Source organism: Polaromonas sp. P5_D5, from assembly GCF_054049435.1.
The window spans coordinates 178,553-199,636 of record NZ_JBFUMJ010000005.1 but is presented as its reverse complement, the minus strand read 5'-3'; the positions used below and the strand labels follow the sequence as shown (position 1 = coordinate 199,636).

Annotated in this window: 11 protein-coding genes, 1 tRNA gene and 1 pseudogene; 5 read left to right on the top strand and 8 right to left on the bottom strand. The window is 55.7% G+C overall.

All coding sequences use genetic code 11. From position 1 onward, the window contains the following. The first annotated feature begins 94 nt into the window (after positions 1-94). The 5 genes from ACXJKE_RS19595 to ACXJKE_RS19575 are packed head-to-tail and all read left to right on the top strand — an operon-like array spanning position 95 to position 8,245. Positions 95-1,357, top strand: coding sequence for an HlyD family secretion protein (locus ACXJKE_RS19595; protein WP_457282263.1), 1,263 nt, complete (start codon positions 95-97; stop codon positions 1,355-1,357). A 12-nt stretch (positions 1,358-1,369) separates the two neighbouring features. Beyond that, positions 1,370-6,007, top strand: a complete 4,638-nt coding sequence (locus ACXJKE_RS19590) for an amino acid adenylation domain-containing protein (RefSeq protein ID WP_457282262.1) — start codon at positions 1,370-1,372, stop codon at positions 6,005-6,007. A 19-nt stretch (positions 6,008-6,026) separates the two neighbouring features. Further along, complete coding sequence (locus ACXJKE_RS19585; protein ID WP_457282261.1) at positions 6,027-6,764, top strand: DUF6065 family protein; 738 nt, start codon at positions 6,027-6,029, stop codon at positions 6,762-6,764. A 27-nt stretch (positions 6,765-6,791) separates the two neighbouring features. Beyond that, entirely contained in the window at positions 6,792-7,790 is a 999-nt protein-coding gene (locus ACXJKE_RS19580) for a hypothetical protein (RefSeq protein ID WP_457282260.1), read from the top strand. A gap of 8 nt (positions 7,791-7,798) precedes the next feature. Beyond that, positions 7,799-8,245 (top strand): hypothetical protein, encoded by a 447-nt coding sequence (locus ACXJKE_RS19575; RefSeq protein WP_457282259.1) that lies wholly within the window; start codon positions 7,799-7,801, stop codon positions 8,243-8,245. 160 nt (positions 8,246-8,405) lie between these two features. Here the strand turns inward: ACXJKE_RS19575 and ACXJKE_RS19570 are convergent. The 8 genes and pseudogenes from ACXJKE_RS19570 to ACXJKE_RS19535 form a co-directional block, all read right to left on the bottom strand. Beyond that, positions 8,406-9,237, bottom strand: a pseudogene (locus tag ACXJKE_RS19570) (IS3 family transposase); the annotation flags it as partial. Between the two features lie 578 nt (positions 9,238-9,815). Beyond that, positions 9,816-10,094, bottom strand: a complete 279-nt coding sequence (locus ACXJKE_RS19565; protein WP_457282258.1) for a helix-turn-helix domain-containing protein — start codon at positions 10,092-10,094, stop codon at positions 9,816-9,818. A gap of 904 nt (positions 10,095-10,998) precedes the next feature. Then, complete coding sequence (locus ACXJKE_RS19560; RefSeq protein WP_457282257.1) at positions 10,999-13,575, bottom strand: PriCT-2 domain-containing protein; 2,577 nt, start codon at positions 13,573-13,575, stop codon at positions 10,999-11,001. A gap of 273 nt (positions 13,576-13,848) precedes the next feature. Further along, positions 13,849-14,115: a helix-turn-helix transcriptional regulator gene (locus tag ACXJKE_RS19555; protein ID WP_457282256.1), complete on the bottom strand. Its 267-nt coding sequence runs from the start codon at positions 14,113-14,115 to the stop codon at positions 13,849-13,851. A gap of 74 nt (positions 14,116-14,189) precedes the next feature. Then, entirely contained in the window at positions 14,190-14,699 is a 510-nt protein-coding gene (locus ACXJKE_RS19550; RefSeq protein WP_457282255.1) for a hypothetical protein, read from the bottom strand. Positions 14,700-14,923: 224 nt separating this feature from the next. Next, positions 14,924-14,998 (bottom strand) — tRNA-Arg (locus ACXJKE_RS19545). A 65-nt stretch (positions 14,999-15,063) separates the two neighbouring features. Beyond that, on the bottom strand, positions 15,064-19,050 hold the full coding sequence (locus ACXJKE_RS19540; RefSeq protein WP_457282254.1) for a translocation/assembly module TamB domain-containing protein: 3,987 nt from the start codon (positions 19,048-19,050) through the stop codon (positions 15,064-15,066). Continuing rightward, on the bottom strand, positions 19,050-21,056 hold the full coding sequence (locus ACXJKE_RS19535; protein WP_457282253.1) for an autotransporter assembly complex protein TamA: 2,007 nt from the start codon (positions 21,054-21,056) through the stop codon (positions 19,050-19,052). Before ACXJKE_RS19535 ends, ACXJKE_RS19540 begins: the two co-directional genes overlap by 1 nt. Positions 21,057-21,084 lie beyond the last annotated feature (28 nt).

The following is a 21,084-nucleotide window of genomic DNA, read 5'->3' as shown; positions in this document are numbered from 1 at the left end:
GGCTATACACACTGCTGTGGAAGATCCGGATGGGGTAGTTACGTTAGTCGCCTATTGTGGACATCGCTGTTCTACTCTCGAAGACTTGACTTGAATGCAACACGATTCCCTGGAACATCCTCTTACTGAGGTAGCGGTCGATTCAGACTCGAGGTTCCGAACTTCAGAAGTCTTATTAGCGCCGCCTATTTCGCTCAGATGGAGTGCCACGATTTCTGCCGTTTTACTCTTGGCTTTCGCTGTGCTTGTGACTACGTGCAGTTATACGCGACGAGAGAGTGTTAAAGGGCGTTTGCTATATCCAAGCGGATCAGCTAAGGTTTACACCCCGCAGGACGGAGTCGTCTCCAGAATTCTTGTGCGCGAGGGGGAAGTGATTCAAAAAGGACAGCAACTTGCTGCAATAACGGTAGATGTAAATACCCAAGCAAAAGGGGAAACCCGGTTGTCTATCGAACGTCAGCTGTCCTTGCGAAAGTTCAGCTTGGAGGCAGAGAGGCTTCGAACGATAGCCATGTTTGATCAAGAGCGAATGGCTTTTATCAGTCGGATCAGTGATTTAGAGCGTGCTCGCACAGAAATTCGTTTAGAGATTCAGTCATACATCACTCAAGTGGCGCTTAGCGAGTCAATCGCCAAACGCTATCAAGAGTTGACCGCTCAGGGATTCGCTCCGCCGCAGCAAACTGATGAAAAAGTCCAGGCGCATTTTCAGAAAATCTCTGAACTGCATAAACGGAAGCGCGATGCCGCTAATTTGGATAGAGATTATTCAGCGCTAGCGGTAGAGTTAAAAAATCTGCCGGAGAAAGCGAAGAACCAATTGGCTGGCATTGAGCGATCAATTGCGGAACTTGAGACCTTGTCGGTGGATAACGAATCAAAAAGGGAACTGGTTATTTTGGCGCCTCAGACCGGTCGTGTTACGGCGCTACTAGCGGTGGCAGGGCAGTTGTCCTCCAAAGACGCACCATTGCTGACGATACTGCCCTTGGACGCCAATCTTGAAGCTGAACTCCATGTTCCGAGCAAGAGTATTGGTTTTGTTAGTCCTGGCTTGCATGTTCTGCTCCGCTACGAGGCTTATCCATATCAAAAATTTGGCGAATACGGCGGAGTTGTTACCGAAGTGGCTTTGACTTCTCTAACCCCTGCTGAGCTCAGAATCTCGGCTGATCCGGCGACCTCATCATTTTATAAAGTACGGGTCAAACTAGACCATCAGACAGTGAATGCTTACGCCATGCCAGTGCCTTTGCATGATGGAATGGCCCTAGATGCAGACATTCTTTTGGACAGGAGGGTTCTATATGAATGGGTGTTGGAGCCAGTATTCGGCGTGCGCGGCTATCTTTAACCGAGCAGCACCATGCAAGACAAACTCCGAGATTTGATCGCAAGAATTAGAGCAGCGGGTCTGAGGCTAGCCCTCAATGGAGAAAAGCTGGTGGTATCCACCCCTTCTGGCTTTGTCGACGGTAGGCTATTGGATGAGGTTTCAAATAACGAAGGAATTATCCTTCGAATTTTCAAAAATCATCTTCCTGTTGATCCTCGTCCTATCGAAAGCACGCTGACGCCCCAGCCCCGTGCGATTTACCCGCTTTCGCATGCTCAGCTCAGATTCTGGTTTTTGGAGAAATTTAAACCGGGGAATGATCGGTACAAATTGATACTACTCCGTGATATCGCGGAAAAAGTCGATGTGGAAATTCTTGAGCGAGCGGCTTTCGAGGTTGTGATGCGACATCAATCTCTCCGCACAATCTTTGATGACAGTGCGGTGCCACCATTGCAGACAGTATTGGAGGTTAGTCCACTGAAATTGGAGAAGTCTGACCTGAGTGGTTTAGCGGATTCATATCATGATGCTGAACTGAATAAGATTGTTCAGACGGAGACAAAAAGAGACTTCGATTTTTCGCGGGAGCCACCATTTCGACTGCATTTAGTCAAACTTGGCGTCAATAGATTTACTCTGATTATTGCGACGCATCACCTTATTTCAGATGGCTGGTCAGTCAATATTTTTTTTAGAGAGCTAGTGATAATTTACGACGCCTTCAATCGAGGCCATGAGTCGCCTTTGAAATCTTTGAGTTTTCAGTATGGCGATTACGTCCGATGGCAGTATGAACGACTTAGTTCGGAGAATTACCATCGATTGCTCAGCTATTGGCGTGGCGTATTTCGCGACATACCAAGTCAAACCAACCTGCCAAGTGATGTCTCTTTTGATTCGACGAGAAGTCAAGGAGCGCAATATAGGTGGACGGTATCGCCCGAATTGGGACGCGAAATTTCGGAGTTAGCCCGAACTATGGAAAGTACTCCATATGTAGTTCTGTTGACCGTTTTTGCTGTAGTTGTTGCAAAATTTTCTGGAAAGGGGGACTTTTGCATCGGGACCCCTGTAGCGGGACGGAATGCTCCTGAATTTTTCCCATTAATCGGTTGTTTCGCCGATACCTTAGTGCTACGAATCACTCTCGACTTGTGTCAATCATTCCGAGAAAATTTGTTAGCGATGCACAAGATCGTTTTCGGTGCTCTAGCTCATCAAGAAATGCCCTTTGATTGCCTGGTCGAAGAGCTGAATCCACCGCGGGATGACGAGTCATCCCCGATATTTCAGATGTTATTCGCGCTCCATACGGAGAAACAACAATTTTCTGTTCCACGGTCTGGAATAGGACGATCTTTCAGAGTCAGACGGCGACATACCGTTGCGCCGCGATATGGACTTTCCGTTGATATGTATCCTACTGGAGGTGGAGGCTTTGAAACGGTCGTGGAATACGACGAGGGGCGAACCAGTAAAGCGACAATTGTTAATGTCCTAGGGTGCATGGAGCGCCTATTGGATAGTGCCAAAGCCTGCTTGGATCACCCGGTTGGGGAGATTGATATATTGAACGTCGAGGATCGGCTTGCGTTGCAACGGCAAAAGGCTGAAACGTTTGCTTCCTTGGATGGCCGACTAACGCTCTATAAGTTATTTCTTGCCCAAGCCGATAAGCATCCGGAATCAATTGCAATTGAGGACGGAGATCGAAAGATCACATATGGTGCACTGAAGGCCGACGTGCTGCTTATAGCAGAACGTATGCAGGTGTCTGGAGTTCGGACTGGGGATTTGATCGCCGTCATATTTGACCGCTCGATTGAGCTAGTCACTGCAATTCTCGCAGTGTGGGGGGCCGGGGCGGCGTACCTTCCGTTGGACCCCGTTCATCCCATCCATCGGCTCGCCGCGATGCTCTTGGACGCAAAACCACTTGCCATACTGTTGGACGATACGGTTTTGAAGTCGAGTTTACTTGGTGTCGGAGATGAGTGTGATGAGCTCGCAAGGAATATTCACCTTTGCCTCCAGCGTGATCACCAATCGACCGCATGCCAACTCGATCCTTCCGCTGCTTATGCGATATATACGTCCGGGTCAACGGGCATGCCGAAGGCGGCTGTGGTGATGCATCTGTCGTTGGTGAATTTAATCCTGCATATGAAGGAAGTACATTCGATCACCGAAGAAGACACAATACTTTCTGTGACCTCGCCATCGTTCGATCTTGGCGGTTCAGATATCTTTTTGGCTCTATGTTGCGGAGGTCGGCTTGTTTTGGCAAGCCGCTCACTTTCCTTAGATGCTCCACGTCTTCTCCATCTAATAAAGAAAGGTGGAGTCACAATACTGCAAGCAACCCCCGCTACATGGAGCATGTTGAATGCTGCTGATGATCGTGAGAGTCGGTCGAGTCAACACAGGGCACCAATGCTGCGTGTGGCTATCTGCGGTGGTGAGGCCCTCAGCAGAAAACTAGTTCCTTTTTTGTGCCGATTCTCTCGAAGCGCCTGGAACTACTACGGCCCCACCGAAACTACAGTTTGGTCTACATCGCAAAAAATCAGCGAAACCGATGTGATCTCCGTAGGTCGTCCAATAGCAAACACTCAAATATTGATAGTGGACTCCAGTGGAAGCCCTGCGCCATCTGGCGCTATTGGCGAACTTTGGATCGGTGGAGCTGGTGTTGCTCTGGGATATCTCAATCGCACCGAACTGACTAAAGAGAAGTTTTTGATCAGATCATTCTTTGGAGAGATGCAAAGATTCTATCGAACCGGCGATATCGGACGTTACCGAGCCGACGGCTCGCTACAACTTATTGGTCGAAACGACAGGCAAACGAAAATCAGAGGATTTAGAGTTGAGCTAGAGGAGATTGAGTCAGTCTTAACAACATTTGAAGATGTAGAAGGCGCTCACGTTAGGCAAGAGACTCTTGAGGATGGAACGAGCAGTTTAAGTGGATTTATTGTTCTACCAGAAGGAAGGGCAGATGCTCAGATTCTCCGCCGTAGATTGAGCGAGATATTGCCTCAGTATATGGTTCCAGATGTTATTTATCTAGTGTCAAAGACATGCCTTACGGCTAATCTCAAGGTTGATTGGGACCGCACGAGAGAAGGAGCTTTTTCCTCGTCTATTCGCAATGAATCTTTGTCGACCACTTCGTTGACGGGTACTGAGATTGCCTTAAAAACTATTTGGATGGAGCTATTAAAGGTAGAGTTGGTATTCTCAAATTCCGATTTCTTCTCCCTTGGGGGACACTCGTTACTTGTACTGGAGCTTTTAGATCGAATCGAGAAAAGGTTTGAGATTTGCTTGGATCTTTCTAACTTGTTTCGTCATAGCACGCTCAGTGGAATGGCCTCGCGCATTGATTCGCTTTTGAATTTGCCAAGAACCTTCGTAAATTCAAAATTTAATGAGCAAAAAAAAGAGATCGGCGCAATAAGAGTTGCGGAATATTTAAAACTTAGTCAGCGCAAAGTTTCGTCTGATCTTGTTTCTTTGCAGCAGCATATTTTCAATATACCTCTGGAATCGAGGCCGGCAGCAGAGTCTATCGTCGAAATTCTAGAAGAGCTTGAGTATCGACATCCCATCTTGGGCATGGTTTTGATATGGAACCACGGTGATGTTCTACTTTCCCCTAGTAGGGCTCCCGTAAACGTAAGGATCTCCTTCGGAGATCGCATTGAATCTGATCTAGTAGAAAAAACTCAGCTCAATTTAGGGGAGATAGGGTTGTACGACGTTGTGCACCTGCGGTCACCTAAAGGTTCAAAATTTGATGTACTTCAATTTAGACTGGACAGCTCTTTCTTTGATTACGAATGCTGCTCTATTCTCCGTAGATGTGTTAGTCGGATTATGAGCTCGAGAAATATGCAGAGTTCTTCAGAGGAAAGGGGAAGTCCGGAAAGCAATTTTCTGAGGCATTTAAAAGAAGAGCGCTATAAGGCGAGTGCTGACGCTGAAGATTACTGGAAAGAAATCGGGAAGAAGGTTTCTCCGATTCTGAATTTCGGAGAGGCTCGACCTGAATTATTTACGAAAAGAGCCAGCCGACTGTTTCGCATTTTGTTGGAAGCCGATGTCCGGCGCTTAAGGCAATTTTCCATCCGTCAAGAGTGTTCTGTTTCGCAAGTTGTGCTAGCGGCTTTCGGGCTAGCTTTGGGGCGGATAACCAATAGAGAAGACGTTGCAGTTGCGATGCAGTCTTCTCGGAGAACGGTGGGGCACTTAGCGGATGCTCTCGGCATATACCAGTCGCAGTTTTATGTGAATTTGAAGTTTGATCAAAACTCTTCTCTGAAGAGCGGCTTGACTATGGTGGTCGAAGAATTTCGTCGGGCGCTCTCTTTTTCCGCGGCCCCCTCCGCCACTGTTTGGGGTCCTGTTCCTGGAAGACCCTCGCGGTCTTACGGTTCCCCTATTAGCGCATTTTATTTGTACAACGAAATAAAAAATGGCTCTATTCGCTTTCCCGCTTCTACCGGATTGACGAGTGGGGATGTGACGCTCGTAACGTATGATGCGACCAATGCAGGCGAGATAGGGTTGTCTCTTAAATATTATGCGGATGGGATCTCGATCTCAACTGCAGAGAAACTTATTAGCGGAGTGGTCGAGATATTAACCACTAATTGTTGATTTCGCGGTGAGAATACATATGCAAAATCCTATTTCAATTGGCACGGAGTTTTGGGCTGTATCACCTGGCCTGACATCTCCGATTCCGGCCGATGGTTCGCTTGGCGGTACGGTTCCACTACGCGCATTTCGCTATTGCACTCCGTTGATTACCGCCTCGGCCCTCGGATGGCTACTCTTTCCACCTATGACACTTGCCCTCATTTGGGACGGCAAGCATGTACATGTCCGATTTCCTCCGGACGAGCGCTGGATGCCGCTGGGTGAAGTGAGATCTCCCGGGACTCTCGAGGCATATGAGAACTTTGCGCCTAATTATTGCCGGCATCTGCATCCGCCTTTGCTATCGTCCTTCCCAGAAAATGGGCATGTCCAGATTACTTGCGGCTATGCAATGAAGACTCCTCCCGGTGTAGTCTCGCTTGTCCGCGGGCCAATTAACGCTCCCTCTCTAGTGGGCGCTCAAATGCTCGAGGGGGTGATTGAGACAGACTGGTGGCATGGCCCAATTCTTGGTGTGTTGCGCTTCGTCGCTCCGAACGTAGAACTGTTGCTGCCGAGGAGCGAGCCGCTGTTTCAGGTTGTTCCGATCAGTCGTTCACACGCAATATCCGAAGAAAAAATGAGCGTAACGGTGGTTTCTGAAATGGCGGAAGTTTCGCCGCTCCAATGGGGTCAATACTATTCCGCCGTTAACTTGCCTGGTAGTGATAAAAAAGGCTCCTACGCGCGCTGCTCTAGAACTTACTCTCGTTGAGGAAATAGCAAAAAAAGGAATGAATTTATGACAATTTTCGTTTCTGAGCTTCTTAGTGCTGCTGCTCGTCATCGCTCTCTTTCCGAAAGAGAGCGTGAAGAGCTATGGGAGAAGGGAGCGCGGCACATTCGACATCTCGAGCGAAAGCGGTTGGATGGAATATTGTGCTGGATTACCGGTAAGAATACCGATCGTTTTTCTTTATATCAAAAAGTCCATGCAGCTCAAATGAGACATTTTTTGGAATTTTCTGCTGCAATTCGAAATTTAAACGGAAATGTAATTATTCACAAAGGTCTGGAATTTACCGAAAGTCTATTTAATGGTGAATCGATTTGCTTACATGGTGATATTGACGCATTGTGCGACGCGTCTATAAGTAATTCGGTTGTTCGTGAATTGGGGATTAGTAGTTTCAAGCCAGCATCATGCGACGTAAAAAATGGATGTTTAGCTAACCCATTAGATGGTGATGCTCCATTGGAGAACAATTTTAATATCGGTTCATTTTCAAAAATGGTAGATATTGAATTAACGCCGGAAGAAATGGCGTCAATTGGTAGATGGGTACGACCAGTTTGGACCGACTTACGTGTTGCGAAGGTCGTAATTACTTTCGATATTGCGACCGGATTGGATGCCAATATTAATGCGAAAGAAGTATTGGAAAATTCCGTCTCAAGTGTGGGTTTGCTCCGGGATGAAAAGACAATGGCACTTGTTGACAGAATCTGGTATACCTTATCTCTTATCGGACATTCTCTGATTTCGACAGGTGAATTAGGTCGTGGGTCCAAGCTAGCAGAGGCGGTCCTCTTGATACAAAATAACTATGATCTATTAGATTGGGAGGCCATAGGGGACCGAGTAGAAAAACACCAAGTTGCTCCGGTATTTATACCCATGCTTGAGCTCATATGCGAGGTGTGCGATTTAGGGTATCCGGGGTCGCTCATGCGGAGGCGCTCACTTCCGGGCGTTTCAGCTGAGACGACCAAGAAGTTATTTACTGCAATTTCACATTAGGAGTAACTATGATTTCATCAGCACGACATTACGTTTCAACAAAGTCAGCTAATTTCAGTCTCTCGCGTATTCCGGTTGCTTACACGCCCATGGTTAGCGACGCCTCACTAGTAGTTCCGCCACCGCAGGGACGGGGATACATGCGGCTTGCAGGCACCTCCGGGCAAGGCCATTGCATTGAAGCTGTCAACGCTGGCGATTCTGTGGTCTATGGCGGCGGATTTATGCGGCTTGCAGGCACCTCCGGGCAAGGCCATTGCATTGAAGCTGTCAACGCCGGCGATTCTGTGGTCTATGGCGGCGGATTTATGCGGCTTGCAGGCACCTCCGGGCAAGGCCATTGCATTGAAGCTGTCAACGCCGGCGATTCTATGATCTATGGCGGCGGATTTATGCGACTTGCGGGCTCCGGACAAGGCCATTGCATTGAAGCTGCTAAGACCTCAGACCGTTGATTCGATGCCCCACCGCGCTACATATTTGCGTATGCAACCCGGCGAATCCGAAGCGGAGCATTGCAGACCGCGGTGGTGAGCATTATGGCTAGGCTGTTGAATTCCGTCCAAATCTGACCCACTTAGTGCAGTATGGGGGCGGATTAATACCTGGCCTGGTTTATGCCGTAAGTCCAAGACTCTCTCGGTATTCGATGGGGCTGAGAGAGTCAAGAGATATCTTGATCCGCCTCTCGCTGTACCAGCGGATGTAGGAGTCGACGACCTCAATGAACTGCTCAATGGTTGTGCTCTTCAGTCCCTAGGATAAAACAACTCTGTGTTCAACCGTCCGAAGACGTCTTCGCATGCAGCATTATCAGGCGAACACCCCCTTGCACGACATCGAGCGAATCAACTGCGCGTCACCGATCCTCGATAGCCAACCAGGCCAGCGATAGTGTGCTCCACGATCAGAGTGGACGACGGGCCGGTCATTGCCGTCGGCCACCGTCTCGATGGCAGCATCCAGCATCGCGTTGACGATGCTCAGCGTCGGGATGCGTCCCAATGGTCCAGCTGATGACCAGCCCATCGAAGCGGTCGATGATGGGCGACAAATACACCTTGCCGGCCGGGATCTGAAACTCTGTGATGTCGGTGAGCCACTCCTCGTTCGGGGCGGCTGCGAGGAGGTCGCGATTGATGAGGTTCTCGAACGCTGGGCTGATTTCGCCCAGGTAGCAGCCGTACCGACGCCGCTTGGGCCTGGCAACGACCAAACGCTCTTGTTTCATCAACCGCTGCACGACCTTCTAGGAGATTGTGACACGCTGCCTGGTCAACGAAGCCAGTAACCTGTGATAGGCGTAACAGCGGTGGTTCAGTTCGCAGATGACGGTGAGGGTTTGCGGCACCGCAAGGTACGTGTCCGCCGCCTTTACACACGCCCGATGGTAGAAGTACGAGCTGCGCGCCAGATCCGACTGCGCAAGGAGCTCTGGCAGGGCATAGCCTAGAGCCGACGTACTGATCAAACGGTCTACCGCTGAGGCAGCCTGCTGCAAGATGACCAAGACCCAAGACCATTGAGCAGCAAGACCTTCACAGTGGGCTATCCTGGCGACAGCGGAGGCGTATTGGACAAGCTGACCGTCACCACGTACCCCGATGGAACTCGTGTCAACTATAGCTACGACTTACAGGGCCTGGTCAATGCTGACCGCGATCAACACGCGGGTCGTCGACGAAATATACATCGTCGAATATTTTAGTAATCTAGTTGGGCCATCGAGTGGTTTTCAGCTCCCTCTGGTCATTGATTGTCCGATCAATGGCGGACCACTGTTGAAGCACTGAAGCCTAATCCAAGTTTTCTAATTGGAGAAAACTTTCGACAGAGTTCACCAAGCGATGATCCGGCGCCCACTCAGTTTTGGGAACTTGTCTATCTGAGAACGTCACAGCTCTGAGCAACTTGCAGCAAATTGCATGTTTTCAAGTTTATAGAATGAAATTCAGCCGACGAGCAGGCTTCTTTGTCCCCGCGCGTGAAAACTAAGTCGCCAGGGACCCCCGCTATCAGCGGGCGTTAGACGCTCTGCTCGCGTTTGGAGTTGCGAAGTTCCTTCCGGTAGCGCACAAGAGTAGCTTCCAGCAGTTCAGGAAGGGTCACGCCTAGACCTTCAGAGAGCTTTTGCAAGACGCTGAGTGTGGGTTGGTTTTGGGCTAGTTCAAGCTTGGCCACAAAGGTTCTATTAACACCGCAACTCAGCGCCAACGATTCTTGCGAAAGTGTCAACGCCACCCGTTGGCTTCTGAGCTCAGCAGCAAACGCTTTGATTAAGGGTGGATTATTGCTCGCACGCATAACGCCACTGTTGGCGTTTTCGCTCGTTTATGCACCCGCATATATGGTACATTTATTTTCTTCTCTGAATGGAGGTGAAAATGAAACGGAACCCGGCAGCATCAATAGTCGCTATGTTGATTGTGGTTTGGACAATGGATTGCAGCGCGCAGTCTATGTACAAATGCGGTAATTCCTATTCCCAGCAACCGTGCAGTGCCGATGCCAAGCCTGTGCAGATCCAAGGCGTTGTCCCGCCCAAGACGATTGCTAAGGCGCCTTTGGATGAACCTGTTTCACCGCAAACCCTAGCGTTAGCGCAGAAGGCGTGCGGCGCGCGAATACTTTCACAGCTTAAAGATCCAGATAGTGCGAAGTTTGACCCACCTCTACGCGGAGCATTGCGCTTTACAGCTGGAGGCGCTTGGGTGAGGGACTATGACGTCCTTGTTAATGCAAAGAACAGCTATGGGGGATATACGGGGTCTAAGCGTTGGGCTTGCTCGTTTGAGCTGACTGAGCAGAAAGTGATCTGGGCGGGGCCGGCAGAATGAGCAAGGATCTCTCACGGTCTCCCGATCAGGGTGGCTGTGATTTTTCCAGGCCTCGACCTTCTAGACGCGTCGCCAAACCACGCAGCCAGGCGGAAGGTAGCTATGAGTCGATCACGGCTGAAACGTCTTCCAGGATCGTTTTAGTCATCTTCATGTTCGACCTCACTTTCTACTATCTGCAATTTTTTGCAAGTTCTCGGGTGGTGCCTGCGCAGGTTCCAGGTTCCGTAAGGTTCCGGCCTTTCCCACTCCGTCTGGCTGATTTATAGGTATATGTTTTTCCTCTCAAAACATACCCTTGTCTCATACACATTAGTCTCTACACTTGGAACTTAGAACTTATTCCGGATATATCCAATTAAATCAACAACTTAAGTAGGTTCCAAGACAGGTTCCAAGATGCCAAAATCCGGAACCTTTTCGGTCCTAAACAAGTCCGCACAGTCTTCAGGCGGGTTCCGAGCGTTTTCGGCCAAGGTTCCATCTAGTACGACCCGGATCGCATTTGTCGTCAGCCCGCATGTCTGTTTGCTCCAAATCACATGCGATTCACCCTTCCACTTGACCTTGTAGGCGAACCGCACGAAGCCCAATTTCGTGTAGATTTTCGGGCCGGCAGAGGTGTTGATGGACCACTCGGTGTCTATGCCCTGAATGCTCGTTGTGAGCTTCCTAGACGAGAACAGATCAGCCGTGATGCCTTCCCCGCCAGCGTCTATTGCTTCTTTGACTGCACGTTCGTCCTCGCTCACATTGAGGCCGATCATCGCCAGCTTTTCATCCGTCATCGGAGCGCGGCCATTCGGTCGGAATGAAGCGGAGAGCTTGTGATCCAGCAGCCACCTGCGCAGCTCGCCACTATGCGCCTCGACAGCATCGTGCAGCTCATCGAAATAAGCCTGCAGTACATCATCAGCGCCCCCTGAAAATCCAGTAGCCTTCTTGATACCAGCGACCAGGTCGGCGACGGAGAGGAACGGGGAAAAGACCACCATGTACCTGCGGTCCGTGTCATCGAGCGGGAGCGCGTCAACGAAGTTCGTGAAGCAGATGTAGTTCGTGACGTTCATCGCCCCGCCATCCGCGTCCTGCCCCTTCTTGTGTACTTCGATCTTGCTGTTTGCGATCATCGGCTTGATCGCGTTGAGGATGTCGTATCGGTTATGCCCGGTCAGCTTCACCTCTTCGAGCACTACGATGCACGAGCCCGTCGCCCATGACGTGAAGTCTGTGCCGAGCACTTTCGACGAAACGTTCTTCACGTTCGACTCGCCCATCACTGATTCGAGGAGCGAGCCGAGTAGCGTTTTGCCGTCACCCTGTATGCCCTTGATGAGCGGAGCCCACCTGATCTTGATGCCCGGGTTCTGAACGTTGTGCGCCATCCAGTCGACAAGCAGTGCGATGACTTCTTCACGTCCGCTGCACATCATCGTGAGATGTCGGCGTATCACCTCGACGGCCTTACGGCCTGAGTCTGTTTGATGCTTGACGGCATCCGGCACGCTGCTGGGCCGGTAGGTGTTGACCGCTGAGACTCCGTTGATGTCGAAAACCCTGCCCGCCCATGGCACGTACTCAGCCTTGGTGACAGTCTCGATGTCGAAGTCCTCACGTGATGCAATAGCGGCTTCCTTGATAGGATCGTTCTTGTCGTCCTTGGGCATGTAGCGGGTGAACTTGGTGTTGAAACCCTGGATGCTGAGCCACTCTCCGCTGTCGTAGCGGTAGAACTTATCGCGGTCGGTGCAGTACAGCCAGTCTTCTAACCAGTGAGGGGACGAGGAGTTGTTGAACTGGGTGACGATGCGTGCCGGCTTGAGCATCCTGCGCACGTCGGCGATGAGGTACTTCTTGCCGAGAGCTTTGAACTGGGTGACGATGGTCTGTGCGATCTGGCCGCGTGCCGCGTCGTCTAAGCGCTGGTCTTTGGCGATGTCGGTGCAGACTTTCTCACGCAACTGGAAGATGTCGGTGGTCGCGTTGACGACCGTGATGTGTTCTTCTTCGGCGGTGTACTTCTGGCGCTTGAGCTGCTCGTTGCGCCAGAACATGAGCCAGTTGCCGGTGATGGGCTCACGGTCCGACTGCTTGAAGGAATACCACCGGCCCTCCACGTCCTTGCGGCCCGCATAGCTCGCTGCCGTTGCGCTCCATTCGTCAGCCAGGTCGAGGCCGTCTTCACCGCCATCAAACTCGTGATGCAAGGCCATGAGGACCTTGAGCCATGTCTCACGGTTGCAGTCGGCGTCGCAGTCATTGAGATATTCGCGAGCCTGCTCTATCGTCCAGCCTTGCCGGGGCATGACCCCCACCAGGTCATGCGCAGTGCCTGTCGTTGTGAGCGCCATGCCCGCACCGCTGAAGCGCTCTTTGTAGAGGGTCAAGGCGGCGTCGGTCAGAGGGACCACGTCGTGTCCGAACAGTGCGCTGTCGGCTGTCTCATTGCCGGTGAACGTCAAGAAGCCGTTCGTGCCGAAGAACTCCACGTCGAACTTCTTGTCGAGACGCGGCGAGGGAGCGGGGAGACCGCCTACCCGGTCATTTTTACCAGCGTTATCCTTGCGACTTTTCAGGGAGCCTAGGAAGTAGGCGTGGATGCCGGTGCCACTGGGGCTGTGATCGCTGAACGTGCCTTCGATCACGGCTTGCACGCGTGCGTCGATAGAGCCATCAGAGCCTACGCAATGATCGAAGTCGAGGCCGACTATGCCGCAGTCGGGGATGAAGGCCAGGCCCAAGCCGGTGAATCCGTGGACGAGTTGTGCAGCAGCTGCGTCATCGTAGGTACACAGTCGTGATCTGTCTTCGGGGGAGCCTTGGACGCCCACGCGTTTGCCGCCATCAATGTAGTAGGGGACTTTAAGAGGTTTATCGGGCTTCTCGGGGTTTGGCTCAAGTTTCCAGACTAGCCATGTTTTGAGAGCGCGGAGAACTTGAGGGGTCACAGGTCTTCATCCGGTTAAAAAATTCGGTGCCGAGTCGATGAAGCACACAACGGTGCTCTGCTCGGACAGTGCATTTAGAGCTGCTTCGATATCCCACTCTGCGATGGCTAGCGCATGCGTGGATCGATCGAACTCTTGAGTATTTGATAGCGATGCATCGTCTGACGCAGTCCCCAATCGCAAGGTCTGGGAGATGGCAGGTTTGATGCCATCTCGAGGCTCTGGACGATGGATCGGCTGAGCGGCTTCGCGGGTGGCTTTGCTAGGGCACCCTTAAAGGTTGCTTGGGTTGGAAACTCCAACTGCCGCTAGCCTTTTAGTTTTCAGGCACTGAACTAGCAAGCGAACTTCCGCGTCGTTTTTCCCGGCAATACGCGCGGCGTTAAGCGCTTCTACCTCGGCTTGAGGCCACCCGACTGCTCGGCGCCCAATTGCGACGGGTGGTGTGAAGAGTCCTTGCGCGATTTGTGCGTAGTGTGAACTTCGGCACACGCCTCGCGCTTGTAGGACAGCGCGCAGTCTCAGAATGGTGTGAACCATATTGGATCTCTTTGGTGAATTGAGGAGTTGGCAGTTTCGACCTCTCATCCCATGTGAACAACCACCAAAGTGTTCTACTTTTGAGGTGGATTTTTTGTAGAAGCCCTTTTTACTCGAGCTTGCTGTTCTCTCTTCTTGCCCCTGGAAATCCGCTGTGCAGCAGTCTTTTCATCCATATCATCAGGAACGCCTCCCGTTTGTATTGCGTACTGAAGTTTTTCGTGCAAAGTCAGCTCTTCCTTGGTTCCATTCGGCGACATGAAGAGAAAGCCCTCAAGGATACGCAGGGCATCTTCCGCGTCGCGGCTATCACGTGTGATTCGCCCTACGAGACCAGTAGCGCGCAAAATGTATTGCGCCCTGTTCGTGCGCTTGCTTTGCTTAAGCGCTCCCAGAAGAGACTTAGCAAGACACATCGCGAAGACTTGGTCTTGGGCGCTGCTGTGACCGGCGGCAAGAGCAGCTAGGGCATCCATAACCGCTTCAATATTTTCATCTGGCTCAGGATTTATTTCTGGATGCCAAAGCGCCAATATTGCCTCGTGAGTTTCCAAATCGACTTGGTGGGACACGGCTGGTGACATGATCAAAAAAGCTCCATTCGAAGCACAGACATTGAGGCAACACTTTATCCTGCAAGGGTATTTGAAAAAATGCCCCCAAAATGAAACTTCATATCCCCATAAGTGCCCCCAGGCTACACCGGACTAAGGTAAACTTTGGTGGATTAAGATGGACGTCGTTTCTTGCGTGTACGAGTGGTGCTGGCCAAAAATCAGAAGTCTTTGGACGATCTTGAATGATCATTTGGTACCACCAACAGGAATCGAACCTGTATCTAGCGCTTAGGAGGCACTCGTTCTATCCATTGAACTATGGCGGCACTTCTCTTGGAGAAGCTGCAATTGTATTCGGTGGCGAACGCCGGCCTCGCCCTCAGGAATCACCTCAGTCGTAAGGCATGGTGAAGATCAGGTCCACCGCGCTTTGCTGGCCGGCCTGGGCGCGCACGGTGAAGCGTTGCGAGAGGTCGTAGAACACGTAGAGCGTGCCCAGTGCGCCGGTCACGGTGCGCTCATAGGCGGCGTAGAAATTGCGCGAAAAGCGCTTGCCCAAGGTGACGGCGCCTTCTGTCGTGGTGCCGTCCGTGTTGTTGGAGGCGCCGCGGTAGGACAGCTCGTCCAGTCCCAGCGAGGCCGCCAGGCCGCCTGACATGCCGCCGCCCTTGCTGCCCAGCAGGGCCAGGGCGGCCTGCTGCAGCAGTGCGGCTTCGGCGCCGCCCGAAGCCGACGAGCGGCCCACCACCAGCCACGAGAGCTTTTCGGCGTCGGGCAGCTCGGGTTGCGCGTACAGGCGCACGCGCGGCAGCAGGGCGGTGCCGGTAATTTGCACGCCGACGCGCTGCGTGAGGTTAGGGCGAATCGCCAGGATGTCGAGCGAAGGGTTGTCGATGGCGCCGGTAAAGCGCAGCATGCCTTGCTCCACATCCAGACGCTGGCCGTAGGCGCGGTACTGGCCGCCTGCCGTGTTGATGGTGCCGTTGAGCCGGGGCTCGCGCAGCGTTTCACCGCTCAGGGCCAGCGTGCCGCGCACACGCGTGTCTATGCCCTTGCCCTGGATGCGGAAGTCGCGGCCCAGGTCGAGCTCCACCGCCAGTTTGACGGGGCGCGCGTCGCGGTCGGCGATTTCGTCGCTGGTCTGCGCGGGCGCCTTTTGGCCCGCCGCCGCGCCGCGGGAGGTGCGCACCACCACGTCGTCGCCAAGTTGCGGCGTACCTTCGTCGGGCAGGATGATGCGGGCCTGGTCGATCACCAGCTTGCCGGTGAGTTCAGTCTGTTGTCCCTTGAGGCCGGCCTGCACCTCGCCCGATACCGTCAATTGCCGGTCGGTACGGATGCTGGCCCGCAAGCGTTCGAGCCTGGCCGTGAGCTGCACCTGCGGCTTGCCCTCTACCCAGCCGGCTTCGCCCTGGGCCGTGAGAACGCCGCCCGTGCCTTTGTCGCCTGCGCCCTGCAGCGTGAACTCGTTGATGCGCATGCGCGTGCCGTCGAGTTTGGCGCGCAGGCGGCCGTTGCCGAATTCGATGCCGTCTACCACCGAACGCAGCGCCAGGTCGTCGGCCTGCAGGTCGCCGGCCAGTTGCGGCGCGGCGCGGGTGCCGCTGATGGCGACGTCAGCACCCAGCGAGCCGCGCAGCCGCCAGCCCGGCGGCGCCAGCACTGACCACACGCCGATGCGCGGCAGCTGGGCGCGCAGCTGGCCGGCCAGCGGTGCATCGGCCGGCCAGAGCCAGCCACCGCCGGCGGTGGCTGGCGCGCGGGCCAAACGGGTCCTGAGCTGGCCGTCGGCCGTGCCCGCGCGTTCGCTGTCCCAGCGCAGCGCCAGCGTGACGGCCTCGCCTTCGCTTTGCAGCGAGAGGCGAGCTTCCTTCACGCCGGCCGCCACGCGCGCCGCCATGCCTTGCACGGTTTCGGCTTGCACGGTGATGTCGCCGCTGCTGCGTGCGAGGCCGACTTTCAGGCGCAGCGTGTCACCCAGCGTGGCGTCCCAGTCGCCATCCAGCAGCAGGGTGCCGCCCAGGCCTGCGCCGGCCATCTGCGGGCCGGCCAGCAGTTCTATCCAGGCCAGCGGCAGGCCACTGAGCTTGCCTGCGGTGATGAGCTCACGGCCTGGCCGCCAGCGAACCGGTTGCCAGGCCAGCGTGGCCTGCGAAGGTGCACTGGTGGATGCGCCCGAAGGCGGCGCGACCAGAAGGGCTTCTCCCGCGCCGCTTTCAAACAGGTCGCCATTGCGCGCGGGCGTCCACTTGAGCGGCACGGTGCTGCGGGTCTTGAGCTGCCAGGTCCCCTTGCCCAGCGTGGGGTCTTCCACACTCACACTGAGCTGCTTGACCAGGCCTTGCCACGCGGATTCAGCGAGCGGGGCGTTGCGCGCGGCGCCGTTGTTGAGTCGCCCGCCTTCTGCCGCCAGCTGCAGGGTGTAGCGGCGCTGGCCTGCTTCCATGCGGCCTTGCGTGGCCAGCTGTGCCTGGCTCAGGCGGCCGGAAAGCGTGGCCTGGAAGGCGCGGATTTTCAGGGCCTCTGCGGTAGCGACTGGTGCTGTTCCTGCTGTGCTGGAAGTCGTCGCAGCGGCAGGCGCAGGCGTCCCCATACGCCAGTCAAGCGACGGCAGGTCCAGCCGTGCCTGCAAGGCCGGGTCTTGCCAGCCACCTTGCCAGCTGGCTAGCAGCTCAGCGTTGCCGCTCGCCGATGCGCTCTTCAATGATGTGGGCAGTCCCGGGAGTCTTTGCAGCCAGCGCAGGGCTTGCGCCATGTCGCGGCCGCGCAGGCTCACGTCGCCTTTGCCGCTGGTTTGCCGCAGTTCCCCTTGCAGTTGAGCGTCCAGTCCGGGGGCTGTCAGTGTGAGTTTTCCCTTGCCGCCTTTTGCACTGGGTTGGGCCTCAAGCTGACCTGCCAGCTCGGCGTCGTCGGTGCGTACGCGTAGAGCCGACAGCACCAGCGTGCCGCCGGCCTGTTCGGCATTCCAGCTGCCGGTGGCACTGGCATCGCGCAGGCGCAGCTGGCCCAGCGGATTGTTCCTGGCGCTGGCGTCATTGCGTGCTGCCTGCACGTTTGCGTCAAAGCTTATGGCCGGGCCCTGGCTGCGGATGTCGGCTTTGCCGTCCAGCGGCAGGGGCGCCAGTTGGCTGTGCAAGAGGGCCGGGTTGACGTGTTGGAGCGTCGCCTGCAGCTTCCACGCGGGTGCTGCAAGGGATGTGGCGGGCGCATCAGCCCACTCGCCGCTGGCCAGCAGCTCGCCGCCGCCCAACTGAGCCATGAGCGTGCGCACCATGGCTATGCCGCTACGCCACTCGCCTTGGATTTCCAGCCGATCCAGGGGCAGCTTCTGCTGGTCCCAGGGGCCAGGCAGGGAATTGGCCAGTTGCAGTTGCAACTGCCAGGCGGATGTCGATGAAGCGCTTGCCGGTGAACTTGCAGAGGGTGCAGGCCGTACGTTGGCGCTGCCCGTCAGCAAGGTTTGTGGTCCTTCGGGCCAGAAGGCCGCTACATCCAGGTCACGAAAATCCGCATCAGCTTGCGGCAGGGGTTGTGGGGCCCAGGGCATCACGCGTGCTGTTGCAATTGCCTGTGCTTGCCGCTGGTTTTTGCGGGGTGATGTGGCGGAAGGCTGAGCGCTCATTTGCAGCTCGGCCTTCACCAGCAGTTCGGTGAGGGGGCCGTGGGCCGTGGCTTTGAAAGCCAGCGGCAAGGGCGCTTTTGTGCCGGGAATCTGCGTATCCAGTGCACCTGCCAGGCTGGCATCAAGCTTCAGGGGGCTGTGTGACGATAAGGTCGCGCGCCCGTTGTAGCGGCCGTGCGCTACCTGCGCGCTGAGCAATTCCAGCTGGTGGTCTATGCCCTTGAACGAATAATTGCCCGTGATGGCGGAGGCAAAAAATGCCGCGCCGCCCGTCCATTGAAACTGCCCGATTGAAAACCCGTCAAGCACCACCGGCAGCGGCAAGCCCAGCGCTGAGGGCGGCACTGACGGTGTTGTTGAAGGCGCGCGTTGGTCGGTGACCTGCACGCTGGCCGCGGCCAGCCGGTTGACCTCCAGCGTGCCGTGCAGCAGCGACCACGGTTGCCAGGCGAGGGTGACATCCCTCACATCCACACGCAGGCCATCTTGCTGCCACACCAGTTGGTCAACATGCCCGCCCGCGCGTAACGAACCTGTCACGCGTTCGGCGCTCAGCGGCTGGGTTCGGGCGATCCAGTTCAACGCGGTGGCCAGTGAACCGTCGGTGCCGGCCCACCACCAGGCGCCTGTCGTGGCGGCTACGGCCAGCACCACCATGCTGCCGGCGGCCCATGCAATGGCGCGCAGCCAACGGCGTGGCGGGCGCGCCGGTTTGGGCACGACAACAGGCGTGACGGGGGTATCAGGCGTGTCCATCAGAAAACAAATCCCACGCTGACGTGCAGGCGCAGCTGTTTGACTTTCTCGCCATAGGCCAGGTCAATCTGCAGTGGCCCGATGGGGCTTCTCCAGCGCACGCCGGTGCCGATGCCGACGGAAGGTTTCATGTCTTTGGGATTGTCTGCCACGGCGCCTGCATCGATGAAGAAAGTGTTCTCCCATTCGCTGGGCCGGCCGTCGCGCAGCATCGGGCGCTGATATTCCACGCTGCCCACCGCCATGTAGCGGCCCGGCCCAGTCACGCCGTTGTCCAGTTTGATGCCGATGTCGCGATAGCCGTAGCCGCGTACGGTGGTGTCGCCACCGGTGCGGAACAGCAGGGTGCCGGGAATGCGCGCCGAGTCTTTGGCCAGCACGGCGCCGCCCTCGGCGCGCATGGCGATGCGGCCCCGCTCCAGCGGCACAATGCCGAGCCAGCGGCCCACGGCGCGGGTGAGGGGCAGGTGCTGCGACCCCATGGTGCTGCCGGCGCCGAGTTCAAAGCCCAGGCCGTAGCCCTTGTTTGGGAATGGCAGGCTGTCGAAGTAACGCCCGGTCCAGACGTAGTTGGCCGTCAGGGCCGAGCCGTCGCCGATGTCGGCGGCGGAGCTGTTGATCTGGCCGCTGCCGCTCACGCTCGCCCTGTCGTATTGCAAATAGATGTTGCGGTCTATGCGTTCGCCGGCCTGCGTGCGGCCAAAGCGCAGGCGCCCGGAGCGGGTGACGAGCTCGTTGTCGTCGACACGTTCGGTGCGCGCCAGGGCCACCCAGCGCCAGCTGGCCTCATCGGGAATCGAGGTCCATTCGGTCTGGGCGAAAGGTGATTTCTTTTCGAGTTGCAGTTTGGTGACGGCGCGCCAATTGGTGCCCGGCACGCGCAGGTGTGTGTGCTCAATCGAGGCGCGCGGCCCGCTGTCGGTGGTAACGCCCACGCCCAGGATGATTTTTTGCAGTTTGGCTTCGCGCACCTGTACCTGGACGGGCGCTGCCTGCGGATCGCTTTCGGGATCGACAAAGATGTAAGCCGAATCGAAATAACCGCTGGAAGCCAGCCGCTGCTGTGCTTCGGTCAGCTGCTTCTGGTCGTACACGGCACCGGCACTGAGGCGTGCCAGGCGCGGCACCAGCACCGGGTCGTAGCGCTCGACACCTGTGACCTGCATGGGGCCCAGGCGGTAGAGGGGGCCGGAGTCGAGCTTGAGGCTCAGGGCTGCGCTGTGCTCCGGTGCGTCCACATCGGCCAGGCTGCCTGCCAACTTGCCGGCCGGGTAGCGGCGGGCAACCAGGTCGCGCAAGGCCTGTGTCTTGGCGCTGTCCCAGGCGTCCTGCGTAAAGCGTTGGCCCGTGGGCAGACGCCAGTCGCGCTGGATTTCCGCGCGCTGGGCCTGCGCATCCGGGTCGGGGGATTCGGCAATATCGCCTGCAAAGTCGATTGCCACCGGCCCGACCGTTGTAGCCTGGCCCGGCTCCACCGCGACCACAATGGTCGGCCGCTGGCCTGACCCCGCGGCAGTGCCGCCTTCTCGCGTAATGGCGATGGTCGGGCTGAAATAACCCAGCGTGCCTACCAGATTGCGCACATTGCGCTCAGCCAGAACGATCAGGCGCGCCAGCTCGGCTTCGTCCAGATCGGTCACGGCGCGGTAGCGCTGCAGCTCAAGGTGTCTTTCGAGCAGCTCCTTGATGGGCTGCGGCGCGCGCACCGCGATGTCAAAGGCCGTAACTTCAGGCTGAGCGCCGGTTGGGCCGGTGGAGCCCTGCGGTGTGGGCTCCGGCGTGACTTTCTGAGGGGGCGGAGGTGGGGCTGGCGCGGTTTGTATGACGCCGGAAGGCGGTGTCGCTGTGTTGCCGGACTGTGCAGGCGCAGCTGTTTGCGCGGCGGCGAAAGGCGCCAGAAATATCGCAAAGAGGGCGAAAGCAGGGATGAAGCCGGCGCTGGTCGGCAATCCTGCCGGGGTGGCCGTCCGTGCGCAGTGGGTACTGTGGGTACTTGGATGGGTCACGAGGGCAGTTTACTTGAGCGCCCCAGCG

Bases quoted from the DNA above. Each gene is read 5' to 3' on its own strand.
- ACXJKE_RS19575 (WP_457282259.1), top strand. From the start codon at position 7,799: ATGATTTCATCAGCACGACATTACGTTTCAACAAAGTCAGCTAATTTC.
- ACXJKE_RS19555 (WP_457282256.1), bottom strand. From the start codon at position 14,115: ATGGTTCACACCATTCTGAGACTGCGCGCTGTCCTACAAGCGCGAGGC.
- ACXJKE_RS19540 (WP_457282254.1), bottom strand. From the start codon at position 19,050: ATGGACACGCCTGATACCCCCGTCACGCCTGTTGTCGTGCCCAAACCG.
- ACXJKE_RS19595 (WP_457282263.1), top strand. From the start codon at position 95: ATGCAACACGATTCCCTGGAACATCCTCTTACTGAGGTAGCGGTCGAT.
- ACXJKE_RS19550 (WP_457282255.1), bottom strand. From the start codon at position 14,699: ATGTCACCAGCCGTGTCCCACCAAGTCGATTTGGAAACTCACGAGGCA.
- ACXJKE_RS19590 (WP_457282262.1), top strand. From the start codon at position 1,370: ATGCAAGACAAACTCCGAGATTTGATCGCAAGAATTAGAGCAGCGGGT.
- ACXJKE_RS19585 (WP_457282261.1), top strand. From the start codon at position 6,027: ATGCAAAATCCTATTTCAATTGGCACGGAGTTTTGGGCTGTATCACCT.
- ACXJKE_RS19565 (WP_457282258.1), bottom strand. From the start codon at position 10,094: ATGCGTGCGAGCAATAATCCACCCTTAATCAAAGCGTTTGCTGCTGAG.
- ACXJKE_RS19580 (WP_457282260.1), top strand. From the start codon at position 6,792: ATGACAATTTTCGTTTCTGAGCTTCTTAGTGCTGCTGCTCGTCATCGC.